This window comes from Arthrobacter sp. TMS2-4, assembly GCF_054511075.1.
In genome coordinates, this window is the sequence record NZ_JBTNDI010000001.1 from 238,888 (window position 1) to 261,889 (window position 23,002).

Sequence of the window (23,002 nt, forward strand, 5' to 3'; positions counted from 1 at the left end):
GCTACGGGACGTGGTCGGGTTCCGCTTCGATATCTAGGGACGTTCCGGTCCAGCTGCACGCGGTGCGTCGGCGAAGTCCACGGAGTCCGGCAGAGCGCCCGCCGGGTGCGCACCGCCCAGCTGGTCACGCACCAGCTCGTTGGCCGACCGGTAGTGGAGTGCGCCTGTAGTCGCTGCCCGGCCGGCCGCACCAGCAAGCTCGGCGGCGTCGTGGCGGGTGTCATGGTCTCTACCTGGTGTGGGGTCGCGTGGCCTTTTATGAGGTACTGGAAGAAGCACCGGCCGTTGGCGGGCAGCGTTGCAGGCAGACTCAACGCTTCGGCTCGAGCAGTAGCTCGATGGGTAGAAGGACGGGTATTCCTCGATGACGAACGCGCATGGGGTGGTGGTGACCGGGATGGGTGCCATGACGCCCGTCGGAGGGACGGTCGCGCATACGTGGGACGGCCTCGTCGCTGGTCGGTCCGGTATCCAGGGGTTGGACGAACCGTGGGCGCAGGACTTGCCGGTACGGATTGCGGGACTCGTCACCACCGATCCGGCAGGGTCGCTGTCCACCCGGGAGTACCGGCGGATGGATCGCTGTGGGCATCTGGCACTGATCGCCTCGCGGGAGGCATGGGCTCAGGCCGGCACGCCGGCTGTCGACCCCGACCGCCTCGCTGTGGTGATCGGGTCCGGCTACGGGGGTCTGGGTACGGTGTTGTCCCAGGTCCGGGTCCTGGATACCGGGGGTCCCCGGCGGGTCTCGCCGCACACGCTCACGCAGATCATGGTGAACGGACCCTCGGCGTGGGTGTCGATGGACATCGGCGCGCAGGGAGGCGCCCGGACGCCGGTCAGTGCCTGTGCCTCCGGGGCTGAGGCGATCGCCCAGGGTGTGGAGATGATTGCCGCTGGAGCGGTGGACGTCGTCGTGGCCGGGGGAGTAGACGCCTGCGTCAACGACCTGGCGATCAGCGGTTTCGCTCAGCTCCGGGCACTGTCGACGAGTCAGGGGGACCCGGCCGCGGCTTCACGGCCGTTCGACCGTAACCGGAACGGGTTCGTGATGTCGGAAGGAGCCGGGATCATCGTCCTCGAACGGGAGGAGTTCGCCCGGGCGAGGGGAGCCGACATACTCGGTCGCATCGCCGGGACCGCCGTGACCTCCGATGCCGGGGACATCGTGGCCGCCGACCAGGCCATTCAGCAACGGGTGATGCAGAAAGCTCTTGCGGCTGCAGGGCTCTCAGGGTCGGACATCGACTTCGTCCACGCACACGCCACGTCCACCCCTGTCGGTGATCTCCTCGAGGCCGGTGCGATCAGCGCAGTGGTCGGCAATGCTGTGCCCGTGACCTCTACCAAGTCCATGACAGGGCACCTGCTGGGGGGTGCCGGGGCACTGGGTGCCATCGTGGCCCTTCAGGCCCTCCGGACAGGGCAGCTTCCCGGCACCCTCAACCATGAGAACCCCGACCCGGACATCCGCGTCAACGTCGTCGACACGACGACCGCGTGTGCCGGCTCGAAAGCTGCCGTCACCAACGCTTTCGGATTCGGCGGCCACAGCACTGCCCTGGTCGTCACCGCGGCCTGACGAGGAAGGAAGCGTGATCCGAGGCACCGGCTCGAGCGACGGGGTCCTGGGTCACGGCGGATGCACGGGGTGCTGGTGGCGTGGTCAGGGATGTGGACGTTTCGCTACGACGTTGACGGAGCCGGTCTTCGCCAACCGCCGGAGGCCGCCTTTGGGTGGTACAGGGGTCGGCTCGGGCCAGCGCGGGTGCAGGTCGTCGCCGAGTGTCACGCCCCGGACCTTCCTGTGGAGGAGGGGGAGTATCCAGTCATTGACCCAGCGCCGTTGTGTCCTTTCCCACTGCAAAAGGGTCTGCGATGGGGGCGGCTGCCAGGCCAGTAGGTTCATGGAGTGCTCCACGCCCAGGATGTCAAGGATCTGTGCTGCCATGTATTTGTGGCCGGCTTTGGACATGTGGAGGCGGTCCGGCCCCCACATACGCGGGTCGCGGTATGCCTCGAAGCGCCAGTAGTCGACCAGGACGGCGTCGTACTGCTCGGCGATGCGGCGGACGCCGTCGTTGTACAGATGGTTTCGTCGTCGGAAGACGCGCAGCGCCGGGGTGACGTCGACGTCATACCCCGTGAAGAGGAGCAGTGTGGCTCCGGTCGTTGACAGGGCCGCGACCATCTCCTCGTACTGCTGGAGCACCTCGATGATGCTCGTCCTGGCGTCGAGGACGTCGTTCCCGCCGGCGTAGAGCGTGATCAGGGTGGGCTTCATTGCCAGGGCCGGTTCCAACTGTTCGGCCGCGACGTGGCGCAGGCGTTTGCTGCGGATCGCCAGGTTCGCGTATTCCCATCCGGGTTGGTCCTTGGCCAACTTGTCCGCGACGCGGTCTGCCCAGCCGCGCACGCCGTTCGGAAGGTGCTTGTGGGGATCGCCTACACCTTCGGTGAAGGAATCGCCGAGCGCCACGTATCGACCGGCCGGCAGAGTCATGTGCGCTTTCAGATTGCGGCACGTGAAGGTACGGGACCTGCCACCCTGTTGCCGCTGACGCCACGGCCGATGCCCCGGTAGTGCCATCCTGCCGACCGCCAGATGTCAGCTGGGAGGGCGTTGCGTCCATCAAGGATCGTCGTGCGGGATACGACCGACGCGGCGTCGGTGGGATCAAGGGCACTGAACTCCGGCCATTCGGTCAGCAGGAGGGTGAGCTCTGCCCCGCGCAGTGCCTGCAGGGGGTCTGCCTCGAAGTGCAGCTGTGGGTAGTTCAACCACGCGTTCCCCACGGCCTGCGGGTCGGTGATGGTCACCCGGGCGCCTGAGGTCGCCAGCCGAAGCGCGATGTCGATGGACGGAGAATCCCGGACGTCATCGGTGTGCGGCTTGAAGGCCGCACCGAGGACGGTGATCCGGCGAGCCGTGAGGTCCCCGCCGCACATCTCCGTCGCCGCATCGTGAATTCGCTGTCGAGCCTCGGCATTCATGTCGTCCACGAGGCCCAGCAGCGTCGCGAGGGAGGGTGTGCCGGCGTCCTGTGCCTGCGCGCGAAGCGATCGGAGGTCCTTGGGGAGGCAGCCGCCGCCGAATCCGGCGCCCGCGCCCAGGTACTTCCCACCGATGCGGGAATCCATTCCGAGCGTTTCGGCCAGTGCCGAGACGTCAGCGCCGACCGCAACGCAGAGTTCGGCGATCCCGTTCATGTAGGAGAGTTTCAGGGCCAGGAAGGCGTTGGCCGCAGATTTGGCGAGCTCCGCCGTCGTGACGTCGGTGATCAGGCGGGGAACGCCGTCCTCGAGGAGCGGGGCGTAGATCTCGTCCAGAACGGCGGAGGCCCGGACCCCGGCGTTCCCGTCCGGCACTCCGTAGACAAGCCGGTCCGGTTGCAGTGAGTCGTTGACGGCGGTGCCCTGGCGGAGGAATTCGGGGTTCCATGCCAGGTCCGCTCCGGTGCCGGCCAGCAGGCGGAGGAGCGCCGCACTCGTTCCCGCCGGCACCGTTGATTTGCCGACGATGACGGAGCCCTCACGGAGGTGCTCGGTCAAGGCATCGACAGCGGACAGAACGTGGGTCACGTCCGCATGATGGGAGGTCTTCTGCTGCGGCGTCCCGACGCACAGGAAGTGGACCTCACAGTCCGCGACATCGGCGAAGGCCGAGGTGAATCCGAGGGTCCCGGCCCGCCTGCCGGCGTCGAGCAGTCGGGTGAGGCCGGGCTCGAAGAAAGGCGCTCCGCCGCGGGAGAGCTGATCGATCTTGCCCTGATCCGTGTCGACACCGGTGACGACATGGCCCAGTGAGGACAGGGCGGCTGCGTGTACGGTGCCGAGATAGCCGCAGCCGATAACAGAAATTCTCATGGGGTCCCTTCCAGGGTCACAGGCGGAGCAGGGCGTGTTCGGAGATGGTCTGTTCGTAGTGCTGGATGAGCGATTCACAGAGGACGGGCCAGGTCCGTCCCTGCACGACGGCGCAGGCCGCCTGGGAGAACGCGGCACGCTTCGCGTCGTCCCCGACGAGGTCGAGCACCTGGCTGCGCAGCTGCGCCAGGTTCCCGGGGTGATAGAGCCACCCGGTTCTCGACGGGTCGACCAGGTCGAGGGGTCCGCCCCGTCCCGTGGCCACGACGGGAACCCCCGACGCCATCGCCTCCTGGATGGTCTGGCAGAAGGTCTCCAGTTCCCCGGGATGGATGAAAAGGTCCAGGCTGGCCATCGCGGTGGCCAGCTCCTCGCCGCCGAGGAAGCCGGTGAAGTGGGCGCTGGGAAGAGCGGATTCGAGAGCAGGGCGGAGGGGGCCGTCGCCGATGATCACCAGACGGGTGTTGTCGACGCTCTCAAGGACCCGCAGATCATCGACCTGCTTCTCGGCAGCAAGCCGGCCCACGTATCCGATGAGTTTCGTTCCACGCGGTGCGATGTTTCCCCGGAAGGAATGGCTTCGTTTCCCCGGATGGAACCTGGAGGTGTCCACCCCACGCCGCCACAAGCGGACATTGGGGATGTCGTGATCCTCCAGTTGGCGAATGGCCGACGTCGAGGGCGCCAGGGTGCGGGTCGCGCCCCGGTGGATGTTCTCGACCCTCTGCCACGCCCAGCTCTCGAGGAGGGGCAGCCCGTACCGTGCTGCGTACCCGGGAACGTCCGTCTGGTAGACCGCCACCACGGGAATACCAAGGTCTGCGGCGGCGCGCAGTGCACGCCATCCCAATTCGAACGGGGAAGCGAGATGGACGATCTCTGGTGCGAAGTCGGCGAGGAGCCGCCGAACCTTGTTCACTCCGCCGACAGCCACCCGCACACTGCTGTACCCCGCCAACGGGACCGAGGCCAGCCGCACGACGCGGACGTTCCGACCCCATTCGGATGTGTCCGGATCCGCACTGGACGGTGCGATCACCAGCACCTCATCCCGGCGGTCGTCGAAATGCTCGAGCATCCTCTGAATCGAATGCGTGACCCCATTCACGGCGGGCAGGAAGGTTTCGGCGACAATTGCGATCCTCACGCAACCACCGTTCCACCCGGGGTTGATCATCCGGCGGCCGACAGGTATCGGTGCACCGACAACCGGGTGAACAGGAAACCGGCTGTCGGTCGTCGGTCGGTAGGGTGACCCGGGTGAGCGAGATCCGCATCGGCACCTCAGGGTGGAGCTATGACCACTGGGATGGTGTCTGTTACCCGCATGGCACCCCGCCGGCGAAGCGCCTGGCCTACTACGGGGCACGATTCGACACGGTGGAGTTGAATGCCAGTTTCTACCGTTGGCCCCGGGACACCACCTTCGCAGGGTGGCAGCGTCGCCTGCCCCCGGGATTCGCGTTGTCCGTGAAGGCGCCGCGCGGGCTGACCCACGGGAAGAAGCTGTACGCACCGGACGTGTGGATCGAGCGGATCGCGCGCTGCTGGCATGAGCTGGGCGACCGCAGGGCTGTCCTGCTCGTCCAGCTCCCGCCGGCCATGGAGCGCGACGATGCCCGTCTGGATTACTTCCTGTCCCGAGTGCCGTGGTGGATCCGGGTAGCCGTCGAATTCCGCCACCAGAGCTGGAACGACGACGCCGTCTTCGCGTTGCTCGAGCGGCACCAGGCGGCGTACTGCGTGATGAGCGGCGCCGGGTTGCCGTGCATCCTGAGCGCGACCGCCCCGTTCGTCTACGTCCGGCTGCACGGACCTGACCACCAGCACCTGTATGCCGGCTCCTACCCGGATGCGGACCTGCGCTGGTGGGCTGACCGGATCCGCGAATGGCACGGTGCCCACCGGGACGTCTACGTCTACTTCAACAACGACGGCGGCGGGAACGCCGTGCGTAACGCGCAGACCCTCCGAGGATTGCTGGGACTGGGCGATCGTCCGACCGCGAGCTGAGCCGGTGCCGGGAAGCCGGCGGCTTCGGTCCCCGGTGGGGCGAGAACGAGCTCTGGACGGCGATCATCGTGCTACAGACCCGTGCCGCCGCCGGTCCCGACCCGGAGGTTACGGCACGCCTTGTACCGTAGCCTGATGGAGCCGCTGCCTGCCGGCGCTCGTCCACCATGCCGGAGAAGAGAATGAACCGAGTGCGCCCACGCCGATCACTGCTGATCGGCGCGCTGACCGTCGTGGCCGTCCTGGGAATCAGCGGCCTCGCCTCGTGCGCCGGTCAGAACCCCCCGGAGACGACCGGGTCGGAGGAATCCGCCACGATCCCCGCCCGCATCAACGGCTACCGAAGCGTGGGCTACTTCCCCCAGTGGGGGGTCTACGGCCGCCAGTTCCCGATGAAGGCCCTGCAGGACTCGGGTGCTGCTGGGAATCTGAGCCACATCAACTACGCCTTCGGCAACATCCACCATGAGACGCTCACCTGCTTCGAGGCGAACAAGGCGCAGGGAAGCGGTCCGGACGGCTCCGACGGCGCCTCCGATGCCTGGGCGGATTACGGCATGCCCTACGGGACGGCCGAATCGATTGCCGGCATCGCGGACACACCCGACCAGCCACTGGCCGGGTCCTTCAACCAACTACGGCAGCTGAAGGCGGCCAATCCCGGACTGCGGGCGGTGATCTCGCTCGGTGGGTGGACCTGGTCGAAGAACTTCTCACGTGCCGCGGCCACCGAGGAATCCCGCAAGGCCCTCGTCGCCTCCTGCATCGACCTGTACATCAAGGGCAACCTGCCGGTCATCGATGGCAGGGGAGGGAGCGGGGCGGCGGCCGGCATCTTCGACGGCATCGACATCGACTGGGAGTGGCCCGGCAGCGAGAACGGGCTCGAGGGCAACGGGGTGGACCCCGAGAACGACGCCGAGAACTTCCGGCTCCTGCTGCAGGAGTTCCGAGAGCAGCTCGACACCTACGGCGCCACCACAGGGACCTCCTACTCCCTGAGTGCCTTCCTCCCCGCGAACCCGGAGGACATCGAGGCCGGTGGCTGGGACGACCCGGAACTGTTCGAGTACCTCGACTTCGGCAACATCCAGGGGTACGACCTCTGGGGAACGTGGGAGCCGGGCCTCACCGGCCACCATGGGAACCTTTTCGACGGTCCGGATGACCCGCGCCCGGACAACCAGCGCTACTCGGTGGACCGGACAGTGCAGGTCTATCTCGACGCCGGGATCGATCCAGGCCAGCTCGGGCTCGGACTCGCGATGTTCGGCAGGGGCTGGGCGGGGGCGGAGTTCGCCGAGCCCTGGGGCCCGGCCGTCGGGCCGGCGCCCGGGGGCGAGGAACCCGGGCTCGAGGACTACGACGAACTGCGCGACGTCGGCGAGGAATTCACCGACCCGACGGTCGGGGCGGCCTGGCGGTTCGACGGCGACGCATGGTGGAGCTACGACAACCCCGAGACCGTGCGGCTCAAGAGCGAGTACATCCTCGAGAAGGGGCTCGGCGGCGCCATGTGGTGGGACCTGGCAGGCAACCGGGATGGCTCGCTCCTGACCGTGCTGGCCGATCGGTTGCGCGAAGCTCCCCGAGGCCCGGCCAGGGACAGGGTGGTCCGCGAGACCCTGATCCAGCAACGCGCCACGCCTACCCCGGCGGCCGGCACCCCGGCGCCCGGCGCTGCGCCGTCAGGCACCTCCTCGCCGTCTGCCGAGGAGGCCGACGGCTGATCGCAGCGGGAGGTGGCGCGTACCTTCGAGCCGATCGCACGGTCGTGGCGGGTCGGCCACGGGAACACCCACCACACGTGCGTCCTCGACGGGCTCCGTGCGGCGCCGTCACCACATCCGGCTGTTGGTCTCCGACACGAACCCGCGCCCGTCGGAGAACCAGTGGATCGTCGGGCTGTTGCGCGCCGTCGGCGTCGTGAGTTCGGCGAACAGGTCGGCGTTGAACCGGTTGTTGAGTTCGGGGGAGCTGAGCACGGTGTCGCGGGTGATGACGAACACCGGCCCCTTCAGGCCCTTGCTCTGGATGGACAGGTGGACCTCGGCGTGCTCGTCGAGGCGTGCCTTAAGCGCTCCGATCGCCGCCTGGACGTTCGCGTCGTCGTCCCAGACCGCCGCGTGCTTGTCCACGAACAGCCAGGCCATGGCGCTCCTCGTCCGTACCGCATGCCGATTCCCGGGGGTCCGCCCGGGCCGCGCCCGCCGGGCATCGGTCCTGCGGTCGTCGATCTAGCAAAGCACTGCGGAGAACCCGTTATCAAGCACCGACCCGCGAACGGCCCCCAGACCCGGGGCATCGGTGCAGAGCCGGGCGAACGCCCCCACGGGTCTGCGCACCCGCCGCGGCGGCCCCAGGTCCGGCGGCACGAGCCTCCCGCGACACACCCACTCGAAGGTCACGTGTTGCTGGAGAACTGCTGGAGACTACCTGTGAAGCTTTGGTTGCAGCTCGGTAACAACACCTAACGGGGCCCTCTCCGGATACCTGTCGGTAACAATGTGCACTTAGGCTTTTGCTCACGTGAGTAGCGTCACCCCCTGCGGGTGACGTGCCGGCTGTCATGCAACACCGCCTGAAGCCGCACCACACTATGAAAGAGGAGGCGGAATGCGTTTCGGACGTACTTCCAAAGCTGTGGGAGTGGCTGCTGTCGCAGCGCTCGCATTGAGCGCCTGCGCTGCCAACACGGGGACCGAGTCCACCGACGAAGGCACCGAGGGCGAAGCAACCGGCGGAAACATCCGCGTCGTCGAAGTCAATGCCTTCAGCTCGTTCAACTCGAGCACCTCCGAAGGCAATGTGGACATCAACGGAAAGATCGCCTACGCGACCCACTCCGGCTTCGTCTACATCAACAACGACCTCGAGGTTGTGAAGAACGAGGACTTCGGCACCATGGAGGTCCTCTCCGAGGATCCCCTGAGCGTCAAGTACACGGTCAACGAAGGTGTCAACTGGTCCGATGGCGAACCGGTCGACGGCGGAGACCTGCTGATGGCATGGGCCATCGAGTCGGGCTACTTCAACGACGCCAAGACCGACGACGCCGGTGAGGTCGTCTCGGGCGCCACGTACTTCGACTACGCGGGCGACACCAGCGGCCTCGGGCTCACCGAACTCCCGGAGATCGGTGAGGACGGCCGCTCCATCACCCTGAACTACTCCGAGCCCTTCGCGGACTACGAGGTGGCCTTCGGCCTGATGAGCGAGGGCGGCATCGACACGCCCGCCCACGTCCTCGCCGAGAAGGCCGGCCTGGCTGACGAGGATGCGCTGATCGAGCTCATCAACACCACGCCCGCCGGAGACCCCGAGAAGCCCGTCGAGCGTCCCGAGATCCAGGCACTGGCCGACTTCTGGAACACGGGCTTCGACACCAAGTCGCTGCCCACCGATCCGTCGCTCTTCCTCTCCAACGGTCCGTTCATCGCCTCGGCCATCACGCCGGACCAGTCGATGACGCTGACCCGCAACGAGGACTACGACTGGGGCCCCATGCCGAAGGTCGACGAGATCACCGTCCGCTACATCGGTGAGGCACCCGCCCAGGTGCAGGCCCTGCAGAACGGCGAGGTGGACATCATCGCCCCGCAGGCGTCGGCCGACACGGTCGAGCAGCTCGAGGGCCTCGAGGGCGTCACGGTGGAGCAGGGCAACCAGCTCTCCTACGACCACCTCGACCTCAACTTCAGCGGTGTGTTCGCGGACGAGAAGGTCCGCGAGGCGTTCATGAAGACGGTGCCGCGCCAGCAGCTCGTGGACACGATCGTCAAGAAGATCAACCCCGACGCGGAGCCGCTCGATTCGCAGCTGTTCCTCACCGACCAGGCACCCTACGAGGAGTCCGCCGCCAACAACGGTTCGGAAGCCTACGCAGAGGTCGACATCGAGGGCGCGAAGGAACTCCTCGCGGGAGCCACGCCCGAGGTCCGCATCATGTACAACCGCGACAACCCGAACCGCCTGAACTCCTACACCCTGATCGCCGAGTCCGCAGCCCAGGCAGGCTTCAATGTCGTCGACGGCGGCCTCGGATCCTCGGACTGGGGAGCCGCGCTCGGCAACGGGACCTACGACGCCACGATCTTCGGCTGGATCAACTCGGGCGTCGGCGTGTCCGGCGTGCCGCAGATCTTCAAGTCCGGCAACGGCTCCAACTTCAACGGGTTCTCGAGCCCTGAGGCGGACGCGCTGATGGAGGAGCTCATCGTGACCACGGATCCGGAGGAGCAGGACAGGATCCAGATCGAGATCGACAAGCTCATCTGGGACGCGAAGTACGGACTGCCGCTCTTCCAGGTGCCCGGGGTCGACGCCTACAGCGACAACGTCACCGGCATCGAGTACATGCCGAACCAGACGGGCGTCTGGTGGAACTTCTGGGACTGGCAGGTAGTCCAGTAGTTCCGTAGCCGGAACCCGCTCGACGGTAGGAGGAAGGCGCTGGGACGGGGAACTCGCCCGTCCCGGCGCCTTCTGCTGTGCCACTCCACTAGAATTCGCGTAAACACGGGAACCCCTTCCCCGATCCAATCTTGAGGCCAAAGACCTATGGTGACCTACATCGTTCGGCGTCTGGTGACTGCCGTCCTCATCCTGTTCGGCGCATCGTTCGTCGTGTACCAACTCACCGCCCTGTCCGGTGACCCGCTCGAGGATCTGCGTGCGAGCAATGCCCCGAACCGGGACGCGCTCATCCAGGCGCGGACCGAGCTCCTCGACCTGAACACGCCCGCGCCGCTGCGGTACTTCGGCTGGCTCGCCGGGGCCGCGAAGTGCATCGTCCCCTTCGCCGCCACCTGCGATCTCGGAACCAGCATCCAGGGCGAGGCCGTCACCACCTCGCTCAGCCGGGCGATGGGCAATACCATCACGCTCGTCACCACCGCCACGATCCTCGCGATCATCATCGGGATCTCACTCGGCATCATCACGGCACTGCGCCAGTACAGCGGACTCGACTACGGCGTCACGTTCATGTCCTTCCTGTTCTTCTCCCTCCCCATCTTCTGGCTGGCCGTCCTGCTCAAGGAATTCGGCGCCATCGGCTTCAACAACTTCCTGGACGAACCCGACATACCGCCCACCACCATCGCCGTCGTCGCGATAGCGAGCGGACTCATCTGGGCGCTGTTCGCCAGCAAGTCCTGGAAGCGGAAGGGGATCGCCTTCGTGATCGGCGCCGTCGTCGCCGCGGCCCTGCTCTTCCTCCTCGACCTCGTGGGCTGGTTCGCCAACCCCGGGCTGGGGCCGATCGTCATCCTCCTCACCGGTGTCGGCATCGCCTTCGGGATCGTCCTGCTCACGGCGGGCCTGCGCAACCGCAAGGCCCTGTTCTCCTCGCTGATCATGGTGGCGCTGGGCCTCGTCGCCTACTACGTCGTCAACCCGATCCTCAACGCCGCGACCGTCTGGATGATTCTCATCCTCGCGATCATCACCGTGCTCGTCGGTCTCGGCGTCGGCTACGTCATGGGCGGGTACGACCGCGGCCAGAGCATGCGCGCCGCAGCCCTGACCGGCCTGCTCATGGGCTTCCTGATCGTGGTGGACCGCTTCATGGTCACGTGGCCCTCCTACGTGAGCAACCCGCGCGTCCGCGGCAGGCCGATCGCCACGGTCGGTGCGGAGACGCCCGGCCTGGACGGGACATTCTGGACCAACGGCCTCGACACCTTCACGCACCTGCTGCTCCCCACCCTGGCGCTGCTCCTCGCGTCACTGGCCAGCTACAGCCGCTACTCGCGCGCGTCGATGCTCGAGATCATGAACATGGACTACATCCGGACCGCCCGGGCCAAGGGCCTCAGCGAGCGGACGGTCGTCATGCGGCACGCGTTCCGCAACGCGCTGATCCCGCTCGCGACCCTCGTGGCCTTCGACATCGGAGCGCTGATCGGCGGCGCCATCATCACCGAACAGGTGTTCGCGTTCGCCGGCATGGGCCAGCTCTTCGTCCAGGCCCTCCAGCGGACGGACCCCGACCCCATCATGGGCTTCTTCCTGGTGGCCGGGATCCTTGCGTTGGTCTTCAACCTCGTCGCCGACATCGCGTACTCGGTCCTCGATCCTCGCGTAAGGGTAAAAGCATGAGCATCCAGACCCCCTCCGACTTCCCCAACACGGAGTCGGCCACCGTCACCGGACCGGGCCGGCCGGGCGAACGCGAGGCGAAGGGCCTGTCGCAGGGCCAGATCGTCCGGAAGAAGTTCTTCGACAACACCGCGGCGATCGTCAGCCTCATCGTCTTCGCCGTCGTGTTCGTCCTCGCGTTCACCTCCGTCGGGTTCGCCGGTATCCCCGGCTGGTGGAAGTACAACCACACCGAATTCCTCCCCCTGCTCAACGGGGGAGCGCCGACCGTCACCGGTCCCTTCAGCTGGGGGGAACACCCGTTCGGCCAGGACTCGATCGGCCGCGACTACTTCGCCATGACCATGCGCGGCACGCAGAACTCGATCATCATCATGTTCATCATCGGGACCCTCGCCGGTCTGGTCGGGGTCATCATCGGTGCGTGCTCCGGGTACTTCCGCGGGTGGCCCGAAGCCGTCCTGATGCGTTTCACCGACATCATCATCATCATTCCCGTGGTCCTCGCCGCAGCGACCCTCGGCGAGGCCGTCAACCGCTTCGTCGGAGCGGGCGCGCAGATCTGGCTCCTCGGGCTCTTCCTCGGGCTCGTGCTCTGGACCGGCCTGGCGCGGCTCGTCCGCGGTGAGTTCCTGACACTGCGCGAGCGCGAGTTCGTCGACGCCGCGAAGATCGCCGGGGCCTCGAACACCCGGATCATCTTCAAGCACATCCTGCCGAACGCCGTGGGCGTCATCATCGTGAACACGACCCTGCTGATGTCCTCGGCCATCCTGCTCGAGACCGCACTGAGCTACATCGGCTTCGGCGTGAAGGCGCCGGACGTGTCCCTGGGCCTCATCATCAGCCAGAACCAGGAGGCGTTCCAGACGCGGCCGTGGCTGTTCTGGTTCCCCGGCCTGTTCATCGTGCTGATCTGCCTGTGCATCAACTTCATCGGGGACGGGCTGCGTGACGCCTTCGACCCGCGGCAGAAGAAGTTCAGGGCGAGCCGTGCCAAGGAATCAGGGAAGCCTGCAGCCGCGTGAACAGCAGCCTAGGATCCCAGATCGAGCGAAACGGCGGCGGCAGCAGCCAGCAGCACCGCGCCGGCGATGCAGGACCAGTTCCACCGGCGATGCACGCTGGCCGGATGGTCGACGTCGATCCCGCCGCTCTCCACGAGCGCCTGCCAGCGGGTGCGCACCTCGTAGGCGGCGTACCCCGAGTCGGTGTTCTTCATGTCGCCGGGCCGGACGGAGCCGCCGGGTCCGTAACTCGTCGAGGGCAGGTTCCTGACGTGCTCGGGTTTGCCCGCATGGGTGCCCCACACCCCGGGAGCCGGCGCCGCCCACGCGGTGTGGGCGCCCGACGGGGTGACGAGCTTCAGGGCGTACTTCGTGTCGACGTCGATCAGTGCGGACCACGGGATCCGGATGGTCGCCAGCGGATTGCGCAGCGTGACGGCGTCCTCGGTGAACACCACCGCCGGATACCAGAACAGCCACCAGCCCGCATAGGCGACGCCGATCAGCGGCCAGCCGGCCAGCAGGCCGGCCGGGCCCTGCTGGGCGACGACGGCCGCCAGGCCGCCGAGCGCCACCAGCACGCCCACCCCCGTGAACCAGACACTGGTGCGCGGCCTGAACACGGTGGTCCCGGCCACCCTCGAGCTCTTCATGGCTCCATGATTCCAGCACGATCGCCGCTCGCGGCAATCCAGGAGGGCCCGCGATCCTGCGGCCCCTCCATCACGAAGGAGGACCCCTCATGAGTACCCAGGTCATCGGCGGCACCGGAGACACCGGAGCGGACCTGCCGTCCCCCGAGGGGCCCGTGCTCGAGGTCCGTAACCTCAGCGTGGACTTCGGGGTCGACAAGAAGTGGGTCCCCGCGGCCATCGACCTCAACTACGAGGTGCGGGCCGGCGAGGTGCTCGCCATCGTGGGGGAGTCCGGCTCCGGCAAGAGCGCGAGCTCGATGTCGCTGCTCGGCCTGCTGCCCTCGAACAGCCGCGTCACGGGCGAGGTGCTGCTCAACGGCAAGTCCGTCCTGACGATGTCCCCGGCCAGGATGCGCCAGATCCGCGGCAACGACGTCGCCGTCATCTTCCAGGAACCCATGACGGCCCTGAACCCCGTCTACACGGTCGGCTTCCAGATCGTCGAGACGCTGCGCCTGCACAACGAGATCTCGCCCGACGAGGCGAAGCAGCGCGCGCTGCGCCTGCTGCAGATGGTCGAACTCCCGGATCCGGACAAGGCGTTCCGGTCCTACCCCCACCAGCTCTCCGGGGGCCAGCGCCAGCGCGCCATGATCGCCCAGTCGCTGTCCTGCGATCCCAAGCTCCTCATCGCCGACGAGCCCACCACGGCGCTCGACGTGACGGTCCAGGCGGAGATCCTCGACCTCATGCGCAACCTGAAGGGCCAGCTCAACAGCGCGATCGTCCTCATCACCCACGACATGGGCGTGGTCGCGGACCTCGCGGACCGCATCGCCGTGATGCGCCAGGGCCGCATCGTGGAGACCGGCACGGCGGAGCAGATCTTCAGGAACCCGCAGCACGAGTACACGAGGGCGCTCCTCGCCGCCGTACCCCACCTCGGCCAGCGGGACGGCAACGACGACGTCGACATCACCGCGTCACTCGCGGCGGCGACCCACACGGAACTGCAGACGGTCGACCACGACGAACTCGTGCGGCGCGAGCAGGACGTCCGCGCGCGGCTCGCCGACGCCACGCTCGAGGCCGGGCGAGGGGCGAACGGGGCCCCCGTCCTCGAACTGATCGATGTCGCCATCGAGTACCCGAAGCAGGGCCGGGTCCCCGCGTTCCGAGCCGTCGAGGGTGCAAACCTGACGGTGTACCCCGGGCAGGTCATCGGCCTCGTCGGGGAGTCGGGCTCGGGGAAGACGACGATCGGCCGGGCCGCCGTCGGGCTGCTGCCCGTCGCCGCCGGGTCGCTGAAGGTCGTCGGCACGGATGTGTCGGGATTCCGACCCAGTTCCAAGGAGCTCGCTGCGGTCCGCCGCCACGTGGGCATGGTGTTCCAGGACCCGTCGTCATCGCTGAACCCCCGGCTCCCCATCGGTGAGAGCATCGGCGAGCCGATGTACCTCGCCGGCGAGGCGAAGGGCAGCGAGTTGCAGAAGCGCATCGAGGCGCTCCTCGACCAGGTGGAGCTGCCGCGCTCCTACCGCAACCGGTATCCGCACGAGCTCTCGGGCGGACAGAAGCAGCGGGTGGGCATCGCCCGTGCGCTGTCCCTCAAGCCGAAGCTGATGGTCGCGGACGAGCCCACGTCCGCCCTCGACGTCTCCGTGCAGGCCAAGGTCCTGGACCTGTTCCAGAACCTGCAGCGCGAGCTCGGCTTCGCCTGCCTGTTCGTCACCCACGACCTGGCGGTCGTCGACGTGCTCGCGGACTACATCTGCGTGATGCAGCGCGGCCGGATCGTGGAGCAGGGGTCCCGCGACCAGATCCTGCGCGACCCCCAGGACCCGTACACGCAACGGCTCCTGGCAGCGGTCCCGCTGCCCGATCCCGAGAAGCAGCGGGAACGCCGAGAACTCCGCGCCAGACTGCTGGCGACCACGGACTGACCATCAGCCCAGGAGCCCGCCCTGCCCCCGCAGGGCGGGCTCCTGCGTGTGCGGGGAGGCCCGTCGTCCATGGGACGGATCGGTGAGACCGGTCACCAGGGTAACGATGCGCTCACGATCCGCGCCCGCGTCGCCGCGGGGAGTCGACCGCTCCGGATCCCCGTCCTCATGTCGATCCTCACCGGTGACGACGACGCAGTGTACGACGTCGGAGCCGGTTCCGGTCTCCTGTCTTCCGCCTCTTGGCGCAGCGATCCTCGGTAGGCTTGGTAGTTGCCCTGTGACACCGCGCCACCGCGTCGCGTCACGTCGCACCACCGAAGGAGACGATCCATGAGTATCAAACCCCCGGAAGAGGCTGTGGCCAGTCCACCCTCGCGGGACAAGCCGGCAGGCGGAACGAGCACGGGACAAAGAGCGCGATTGGCCCTGCCGGTGTTCATCCCGGCCGCGGCCCTGATCGTGCTTTTCGTCGCGTTCGTCCTCGTTTCCCCGGACACCGCGGCCACACTCTTCGCGGGCATCCAGGAGAACGTGATCGGCGGCTTCGGCTGGTACTACGTGGCCATCGTGGCCTTCTTCGTGGCCTTCTCGCTGTGGGTGGGCTTCAGCCGCTACGGCGACATCCGCCTCGGCAAGGACGACGACAAGCCCGAGTTCTCCACGATGTCCTGGTTCGCCCTGCTCTTCGCCGCGGGCATGGGCATCGGCCTGGTGTTCTGGGGCGTGGCCGAACCGCTCAACCACTTCGCCAGCCCCCGCCCCGGCGTCACCGGCACCGATGTGCAGATCGGGCAGCAGGCCATCACCCAGACCTTCCTCCACTGGGGTCTGCACGCCTGGAGCATCTACGTCGTCGTCGGCCTCTCGATCGCCTACGCCGTGCACCGGCGCGGCCGCCCGATCTCCATCCGCTGGACCCTGGAACCCCTGCTCGGCGACCGCGTCAAGGGCGCCTGGGGCCACGCCATCGACGTCGTCGCGCTCGTGGGCACGCTGTTCGGCGTCGCCACCTCGCTGGGACTCGGCGTGCTCCAGATCTCTTCGGGGCTGGACAGCGCGAACGTCCTCGCCGCCACCGAGGCCACGCAGGTGGGGCTGATCCTCTGCATCACCGCGCTGACCATCGTGTCCGTGATCTCCGGCGTGGGCAAGGGCATGAAATGGCTTTCGAACATCAACCTCGTCCTCGCCGGGCTCCTGCTGCTCGTGGTGCTCTTCGCGGGTCCCACGCTCTTCCTGCTGCGCGAGTTCGTCCAGTCCATCGGGCACTACCTCCAGAACGTCGTCGGCCTGACCTTCAACACGCTGGCGTTCTCGGGTGCCGAGGGTGAGGCCTGGCAGGCGGGCTGGACCACGTTCTACTGGGGCTGGTGGATGTCCTGGGCTCCCTTCGTCGGGATCTTCATCGCCCGGATCTCGAAGGGACGCACGGTCCGCGAGTTCGTGGCCGGTGTGCTGCTCGTCCCCACCACCCTGGGCTTCCTGTGGTTCTCCGTGCTCGGCGGCTCCGCCATCTACCGCGAGATCTTCGGCCAGGGCGGTTTGATCGCGGACGACGGTTCGGTGGACACCGAGAACGCCCTCTTCGGACTGCTGGGTGGACTGCCCGGCGGGCCCGCGCTGCTCATCGGCGCCATCCTCCTGATCGCCATCTTCTTCATCACGTCCGCCGACTCGGGTGCCCTCGTGATGAGCATGATCTCCACGGGCGGCGATCCCAACCCGAAGAACTGGATCCGCGTGTTCTGGGCGCTGCTGGCAGCGCTCGTCGCCATCGCCCTGCTCCTTGTGGGCGACACCGGGCTGAGCTCCATCCAGACGGCCGCGATCCTCACGGCGCTCCCGTTCAGCTTCGTCATGCTCGCCATGTGCGTGGCCACGGCGAAGGCGTTCCACGGGGAGCACCGGGCGTGGCAGGCAACCCAGCGGAAGCTGGCCGCGACGGCCATGGCCGACCGCGTGACCGATCAGGTCAACGAGTCGATGTCCGATCAGGTGGAGCGGCAGGTGCAGGAGCACCTCGCCGACCACGCGTCGGAGACCCCGTCGGAGGACACCGGCCGGAGTGTCCGCGACACCGCCGGTCCGCGCATCCCGTAGGCCGACCGGCCGTAACCGGCACGCTCCCGCTCCTCACACGACGGCGGCGGTCCTCCCCTCGGGGAGGGCCGCCGCCGTCGTCGTGCATGCAGTGCCCACGGACACCGGTCGGCACGGTGCATTAGGTCTGTTTTTGCCCAGCGCCTAGACTGGTAAGAGGGCGTGCACTGCAGCCGCCACAATTTCCCCGCAGTAGATACCGAATTGAGTAATAACGCATGTCTGAAACCACAGGCAACACCGCTGTTCGCAGCGACCTCCGCAACGTAGCCATCGTGGCCCACGTTGACCACGGAAAGACCACCCTGGTCGACGCCATGCTGAAGCAGACCAACTCGTTCGCTGCGCACGGCGACGTCGCCGACCGCGTCATGGACTCCGGCGACCTCGAGCGCGAGAAGGGCATCACCATCCTCGCGAAGAACACCACGGTGTTCTACGACGGCCCCTCCGCCAACGGCGAGACGATCACCATCAACGTCATCGACACGCCGGGTCACGCCGACTTCGGCGGCGAGGTGGAGCGCGGCCTGTCCATGGTCGACGGCGTCGTCCTCCTCGTCGACGCGTCCGAGGGCCCGCTGCCCCAGACCCGCTTCGTGCTCCGCAAGGCCCTCGCGGCCAAGCTCCCCGTGATCCTGCTGGTCAACAAGACCGACCGCCCCGACTCCCGCATCGAGGAGGTCGTCAGCGAGTCGATGGACCTCCTCCTCGGCCTCGCGTCCGACCTCGCCGACGAGGTCCCCGACCTCGACCTCGACCTGATCCTGAACGTGCCCGTCGTGTACGCCGCGGCCCGTGTCGGCGCCGCCTCCATCGAGCAGCCGGCCAACGGCTCGGCGCCGGCCAACGACAACCTGGAGCCCCTGTTCCAGACGATCATCGAGCACATCCCCGCGCCCCGCTACAACCCCGACGGCGTCCTGCAGGCCCACGTCACGAACCTCGACGCCTCGCCGTTCCTCGGCCGCCTCGCGCTGCTGCGCATCTTCAACGGCACCCTGCGCAAGGGCCAGCAGGTCGCATGGGCCCGCCAGAACGGTGAGCTCAAGACCGTCAAGATCACCGAGCTCCTCGCCACCAAGGCGCTGGACCGCGTGCCCACCGACTCCGCCGGACCCGGCGAGATCGTCGCCGTCGCCGGTATCGAGGGCATCACCATCGGCGAGACGCTCACCGACGTCGACAACCCCCAGCCCCTGCCGCTGATCACCGTCGACGACCCCGCGATCTCGGTCACGATCGGCATCAACACCTCGCCGCTCGCCGGCAAGGTCAAGGGCGCCAAGGTCACCGCACGCCAGGTCAAGGACCGCCTCGACAAGGAGCTCATCGGCAACGTCTCGCTCCGCGTCCTGCCCACGGCCCGCCCCGACGCGTGGGAGGTCCAGGGCCGCGGCGAGCTGGCGCTCGCCATCCTGGTGGAGCAGATGCGCCGCGAGGGCTTCGAGCTCACCGTCGGCAAGCCGCAGGTGGTCACGAAGACCGTCGACGGCAAGATCCACGAGCCGATGGAGCACATGACCATCGACGTCCCCGAGGAGTACCTCGGCGGGGTCACGCAGCTCATGGCCGCCCGCAAGGGCCGCATGACCAACATGGCCAACCACGGCACCGGCTGGGTCCGCATGGAGTTCATCGTCCCCGCGCGCGGCCTGATCGGCTTCCGCACCCGCTTCCTGACCGACACGCGCGGCGCCGGCATCGCCGCGTCGATCTCCGAGGGCTACGAGCCGTGGGCCGGTGACATCGAATACCGCACGAACGGCTCGATGATCGCCGACCGTTCCGGCGTCGTCACCCCGTTCGCGATGATCAACCTGCAGGAACGCGGTTCCTTCTTCGTGCAGCCCACCTCCGAGGTGTACGAGGGCATGATCGTCGGCGAGAACTCCCGCGCCGATGACATGGACGTCAACATCACGAAGGAGAAGAAGCTCACCAACATGCGTGCGGCGTCCTCCGACACCTTCGAGAACCTGACCCCGCCGCGCAACCTCACCCTCGAGGAGTCCCTCGAGTTCGCCCGTGAGGACGAGTGCGTCGAGGTCACCCCGGAGACCATCCGTATCCGCAAGGTCATCCTCGACGCCAACGAGCGCATGCGTGCCTCGCGTTCGCGCGCCCGGGCCTAGTACCCGACGGACCGCCAGCACCATGGCCCATGACGACGCCGGTTCTTTCCCTGCCGGGAAGGACCGGCGTCCGTCGTTCCCGGCGCCTTTCCCTGCGGGCCCCCGGACCCCTGCCGCGATCGCGTACGGCATCGTCGCGATGCTCTCGAGGTCGGAGAAGACGCTCGTCCTCACCGGATCGTCGACGGTAGCCGCGGGGACCGCGCTTGCGGGGAACCTCTGGCTCTTCGGCGTCCTCGTCGTGACGCTCGCAGCGGTGGTCGGCGGCGTCGTCGTGCTGCGGCGCAGCCCCTAGGGTTCCTGCGCCGGGTCCTGGCGGCCGACGGCGATGCCCCGGCCGTGGGCCTGCGTCAGTCGGCCGTCCGGTCGAGGTGGTGGGCCAGCATGATGGAGGTCGCTGTGCCGTCCTCGTCGGGGGCGCGGCCCGCGTAGTCCTCGATGACCGCCCGGATACGCCCCATCATCTCGGCACGGTGTCCGTCGTTGAGCCGGATCCCGACCCGCCAGACGTCGATCTCCGTCGGCTCCAGACCCTCGATCTCCTGCAGGAACGTCTCCACGAGGACCGGCGCGGAATGCGGGACCCGGGTGTTCCACGACAGTCCGGTGGCGCGGTACGGGATCTCCTTCGCGCCCCGGTTGCCGGTGCGGGGGGCCTCGGCGGCGAGGAACCCGGTGGCGAGCAGGGTCCGGACGTGGTGGAGCGTCGTGGCCGGGTTGAGCGCCAGGGCTTCCGCGATCTCCTTGTTGGTCCTGGCCTTGTGCAGGCACAGCCGCAGGATGCGGAGCCGGACGGGAGAGCTGAGCGCGCGGCCCCGGGCCTGGAGATCCTCGTCTGAGTCCATGCGCCGATTGTACGGGAGATCACCGCTCGGATTGGCAGGTCCCAATCACTGAGGTGACGGGGCGCCGAGGACGACGGTGTCGGGCACCGCAGGGCATTGTCACCGCCGCCGATCGATGCTTTGGTGGTCGGAGCGGATCAGGAAACGATCGAGGGGGACGATATGGCGGGAAACAGTGTGGCCGGTGTGAGGACGTGGGAGATCGCTCTGCGATGGGGGATCGTCCTCGGGGCGCTCGCGGTGGCGCTCCTGCTGCTGGGCCCGGTGATCATCGCCAACCTCGGCACCATGACCGTGCAGGGCGCGTCGACGGGCTCGACGCTCGTGACACTGCTGGTGTCGACCGTCCCCTCGATGCTTCTCCCGTTCTCAGCCGCCCTGGTGGGCGCGGCCCTGGTGATGCGCCACGCCGAGGCCCTGGCCTCAGCGGCTCCTGGCCTTGCCACCCGGGACCGCGGGGACTGACGGGATCGGAGGGACGCCCGCTCGCCTCACGGCACTGCCCGGCGTGGCGCGCGGCGTGGAGGTGGCGGCGGCACCGCCCGGGCCGCGGTGACATCGACGAGGAGCACGACGTCGTCGCCCCTGCGGGTGCGCACCGTGCATGAGGTCGCGTCGAAGGCGACGAGCTCTCCGAGCGAATCCGTGAAGCCGGCGTCCACCCGACGTCGGACCACGACCCTCGTGGCGAGAGGGAGCGAGGCCAGGAGATCCGCGGGTGTCTGCACGCCTCTAGGGTAGGCGTCGGGGGCGGACTGCGCGGATCGCACGGACTGGTCCTGCCGGGGCGGACCGTTGCGTTAAGCTGGAATCCGCACCACGGGTACGTTCGCCCGACCAGTCACCAGGAAAGGCGTGGGAAGTGACCTACGTAATCGCGCAGCCATGCGTGGATGTCAAGGACAAGGCCTGTATCGAAGAGTGCCCCGTCGACTGCATCTATGAGGGCGAGCGATCGCTCTACATCCACCCCGATGAGTGCGTGGACTGCGGCGCCTGCGAACCCGTGTGCCCGGTCGAGGCCATCTACTACGAGGACGACACCCCGGAGCAGTGGGCCGAGTACTACAAGGCCAACGTCGAGTTCTTCGACGATCTCGGCTCGCCCGGCGGCGCGGCGAAGGTCGGCAACACGGGCTTCGACCACCCCATCATCGCGGCGCTGCCGCCCCAGAACCAGCCCGCGTAGGTGATGGCCGGGGAGCCGACGCCGTTCGGCCTGCACCTGCCCGACTACCCGTGGGACGCGCTGGTGCCCTACCGGAAGGCCGCCTCCCGCCATCCCGAGGGCCTGGTGGACCTGTCCATCGGCACGCCCGTGGACCCGACGCCGGACCTGATCCAGGCGGCGCTCGCCGCGGCGGCCGACGCGCACGGCTATCCCACCACGCACGGCACCGCGGCGCTACGCCAGGCGATCAGCGCCTGGTTCGCGCGGCGCAGGGGAGTGCCCGGGCTCGACCCCGCGGACATCCTGCCGACCGTCGGCTCGAAGGAGCTCGTCGCCTGGCTCCCGCTGCTGCTCGGACTGGGCGAGGGCGACGTCGTCGTCCGGCCCTCCGTCGCCTACCCGACCTACGACGTCGGGGCCCACCTGGCAGGTGCGACGCCGGTCGCCGCCGACTCCCTCGCTGACCTTCCCGGGGACGTCCGGGCCCGCGTGCGCCTGGTCTGGATCAACTCCCCGGGTAATCCGACGGGCGAGGTGCTCGACGTCGGGGCGCTGACGAGCGTCGTCGACGACGCCCGCGCCCTCGGCGCGGTCGTGGCGTCCGACGAGTGCTACGGCGAGCTGGGGTGGGGCCGCTGGGACCCGTCGGAGGGCGGAGAGCCCGTGCCCAGTGTCCTCGACCCACGGGTGTCCGGCGGGTCCCACGAGAACCTGCTGGCCGTCTACTCGCTCAGCAAGCAGTCCAACCTCGCGGGCTATCGGGCCGCGTTCACCGCCGGGGATCCCGCGATCATCGCGAATCTCGTCAACTCCCGCAAGCACGCCGGCATGATCGTGCCGTACCCCGTGCAGGAGGCCATGCGGGTGGCTCTCGGGGACGACGCCCACGTGGCCGCGCAGAAGGACCTGTACCGTCGCCGTCGGGCGCTGCTCGTGCCGGCCCTCGAGGCCGCCGGCTTCACGATCAGTGGTTCGGCGGCCGGCCTGTACCTCTGGGCGTCGAACGGGAGCCCCACCTGGGACACGATCGACCGGCTCGCCGGGCTGGGAATCCTCGCGGGCCCGGGCACGTTCTACGGCGACGCCGGGGACGGCTTCATCCGGATGGCGCTCACTGGGAGCGACGAGCGGATCCGGGCCGCGGTGGCGCGTCTCGCGGACGCTCCGCGCTGACCCGCGAT

General features: G+C 68.0%; 20 protein-coding genes. 13 read left to right on the forward strand and 7 right to left on the reverse strand.

The features are described 5' to 3' along the window. The first annotated feature begins 364 nt into the window (after positions 1-364). A complete protein-coding gene (locus ACX80F_RS01175; RefSeq protein ID WP_459334553.1) occupies positions 365-1,582 on the forward strand; it encodes a beta-ketoacyl-[acyl-carrier-protein] synthase family protein in 1,218 nt (405 codons plus the stop codon). A gap of 84 nt (positions 1,583-1,666) precedes the next feature. Here the strand turns inward: ACX80F_RS01175 and ACX80F_RS01180 are convergent, their stop codons facing one another. Genes ACX80F_RS01180 through ACX80F_RS01190 form a run of 3 tightly spaced genes read right to left on the reverse strand, consistent with a single transcriptional unit; the run spans position 1,667 to position 5,014 of the window. Beyond that, complete coding sequence (locus ACX80F_RS01180) at positions 1,667-2,503, reverse strand: SGNH/GDSL hydrolase family protein (protein ID WP_459334554.1); 837 nt, start codon at positions 2,501-2,503, stop codon at positions 1,667-1,669. A gap of 8 nt (positions 2,504-2,511) precedes the next feature. Continuing rightward, positions 2,512-3,867 (reverse strand): UDP-glucose dehydrogenase family protein, encoded by a 1,356-nt coding sequence (locus tag ACX80F_RS01185; RefSeq protein WP_459334555.1) that lies wholly within the window; start codon positions 3,865-3,867, stop codon positions 2,512-2,514. A 16-nt stretch (positions 3,868-3,883) separates the two neighbouring features. Beyond that, the gene (locus ACX80F_RS01190) at positions 3,884-5,014 is read right to left on the reverse strand and encodes a glycosyltransferase family 4 protein (protein ID WP_459334556.1); all 1,131 of its coding nucleotides are present in this window, start codon (positions 5,012-5,014) and stop codon (positions 3,884-3,886) included. 113 nt (positions 5,015-5,127) lie between these two features. On the opposite strand from ACX80F_RS01190, the gene ACX80F_RS01195 reads away from it, so the two are divergent. Both ACX80F_RS01195 and ACX80F_RS01200 read left to right on the forward strand, forming a co-directional pair. Next, the gene (locus tag ACX80F_RS01195) at positions 5,128-5,880 is read left to right on the forward strand and encodes a DUF72 domain-containing protein (RefSeq protein WP_459334557.1); all 753 of its coding nucleotides are present in this window, start codon (positions 5,128-5,130) and stop codon (positions 5,878-5,880) included. 191 nt (positions 5,881-6,071) lie between these two features. Beyond that, entirely contained in the window at positions 6,072-7,610 is a 1,539-nt protein-coding gene (locus tag ACX80F_RS01200; RefSeq protein ID WP_459334558.1) for a glycoside hydrolase family 18 protein, read from the forward strand. 108 nt (positions 7,611-7,718) lie between these two features. Here the strand turns inward: ACX80F_RS01200 and ACX80F_RS01205 are convergent, their stop codons facing one another. Next, the gene (locus tag ACX80F_RS01205) at positions 7,719-8,033 is read right to left on the reverse strand and encodes a hypothetical protein (protein ID WP_104120156.1); all 315 of its coding nucleotides are present in this window, start codon (positions 8,031-8,033) and stop codon (positions 7,719-7,721) included. 496 nt (positions 8,034-8,529) lie between these two features. Here ACX80F_RS01205 and ACX80F_RS01210 point away from each other — a divergent pair, with 496 nt between their 5' ends. The 3 genes from ACX80F_RS01210 to ACX80F_RS01220 all read left to right on the forward strand — a co-directional run bounded on the left by ACX80F_RS01210 (position 8,530) and on the right by ACX80F_RS01220 (position 13,010). Beyond that, positions 8,530-10,293, forward strand: coding sequence for an ABC transporter family substrate-binding protein (locus tag ACX80F_RS01210; RefSeq protein ID WP_459334559.1), 1,764 nt, complete (start codon positions 8,530-8,532; stop codon positions 10,291-10,293). A 147-nt stretch (positions 10,294-10,440) separates the two neighbouring features. Continuing rightward, complete coding sequence (locus tag ACX80F_RS01215) at positions 10,441-11,982, forward strand: ABC transporter permease (protein WP_459334560.1); 1,542 nt, start codon at positions 10,441-10,443, stop codon at positions 11,980-11,982. Then, a complete protein-coding gene (locus tag ACX80F_RS01220) occupies positions 11,979-13,010 on the forward strand; it encodes an ABC transporter permease (protein ID WP_459334561.1) in 1,032 nt (343 codons plus the stop codon). Before ACX80F_RS01215 ends, ACX80F_RS01220 begins: the two co-directional genes overlap by 4 nt. Before the next feature lie 8 nt (positions 13,011-13,018). Here ACX80F_RS01220 and ACX80F_RS01225 read toward each other — a convergent pair whose 3' ends face one another. After that, positions 13,019-13,642 (reverse strand): PH domain-containing protein, encoded by a 624-nt coding sequence (locus ACX80F_RS01225; RefSeq protein ID WP_459334562.1) that lies wholly within the window; start codon positions 13,640-13,642, stop codon positions 13,019-13,021. Positions 13,643-13,731: 89 nt separating this feature from the next. On the opposite strand from ACX80F_RS01225, the gene ACX80F_RS01230 reads away from it, so the two are divergent. The 4 genes from ACX80F_RS01230 to ACX80F_RS01245 all read left to right on the forward strand — a co-directional run bounded on the left by ACX80F_RS01230 (position 13,732) and on the right by ACX80F_RS01245 (position 20,100). Next, positions 13,732-15,567 (forward strand): ABC transporter ATP-binding protein, encoded by a 1,836-nt coding sequence (locus ACX80F_RS01230; protein ID WP_459334563.1) that lies wholly within the window; start codon positions 13,732-13,734, stop codon positions 15,565-15,567. Positions 15,568-15,900: 333 nt separating this feature from the next. Next, entirely contained in the window at positions 15,901-17,670 is a 1,770-nt protein-coding gene (locus tag ACX80F_RS01235; RefSeq protein WP_459334564.1) for a BCCT family transporter, read from the forward strand. Positions 17,671-17,888: 218 nt separating this feature from the next. Then, positions 17,889-19,805, forward strand: coding sequence for a translational GTPase TypA (typA, locus tag ACX80F_RS01240; protein ID WP_459334565.1), 1,917 nt, complete (start codon positions 17,889-17,891; stop codon positions 19,803-19,805). A 22-nt stretch (positions 19,806-19,827) separates the two neighbouring features. Further along, positions 19,828-20,100, forward strand: coding sequence for a hypothetical protein (locus tag ACX80F_RS01245; protein ID WP_459334566.1), 273 nt, complete (start codon positions 19,828-19,830; stop codon positions 20,098-20,100). Positions 20,101-20,155: 55 nt separating this feature from the next. On the opposite strand, the gene ACX80F_RS01250 is transcribed toward ACX80F_RS01245, so the two are convergent. Then, positions 20,156-20,650, reverse strand: a complete 495-nt coding sequence (locus ACX80F_RS01250; protein WP_459334567.1) for an ArsR/SmtB family transcription factor — start codon at positions 20,648-20,650, stop codon at positions 20,156-20,158. A gap of 162 nt (positions 20,651-20,812) precedes the next feature. On the opposite strand from ACX80F_RS01250, the gene ACX80F_RS01255 reads away from it, so the two are divergent. Then, positions 20,813-21,115: a hypothetical protein gene (locus ACX80F_RS01255; RefSeq protein WP_459334568.1), complete on the forward strand. Its 303-nt coding sequence runs from the start codon at positions 20,813-20,815 to the stop codon at positions 21,113-21,115. A gap of 26 nt (positions 21,116-21,141) precedes the next feature. Here the strand turns inward: ACX80F_RS01255 and ACX80F_RS01260 are convergent, their stop codons facing one another. Beyond that, entirely contained in the window at positions 21,142-21,378 is a 237-nt protein-coding gene (locus tag ACX80F_RS01260) for a putative acetyltransferase (protein ID WP_459334569.1), read from the reverse strand. A gap of 134 nt (positions 21,379-21,512) precedes the next feature. On the opposite strand from ACX80F_RS01260, the gene fdxA reads away from it, so the two are divergent. Both fdxA and dapC read left to right on the forward strand, forming a co-directional pair. Beyond that, entirely contained in the window at positions 21,513-21,839 is a 327-nt protein-coding gene (gene fdxA, locus ACX80F_RS01265; RefSeq protein WP_049829022.1) for a ferredoxin, read from the forward strand. A gap of 3 nt (positions 21,840-21,842) precedes the next feature. Continuing rightward, on the forward strand, positions 21,843-22,994 hold the full coding sequence (gene dapC, locus ACX80F_RS01270; RefSeq protein ID WP_459334570.1) for a succinyldiaminopimelate transaminase: 1,152 nt from the start codon (positions 21,843-21,845) through the stop codon (positions 22,992-22,994). Positions 22,995-23,002 lie beyond the last annotated feature (8 nt).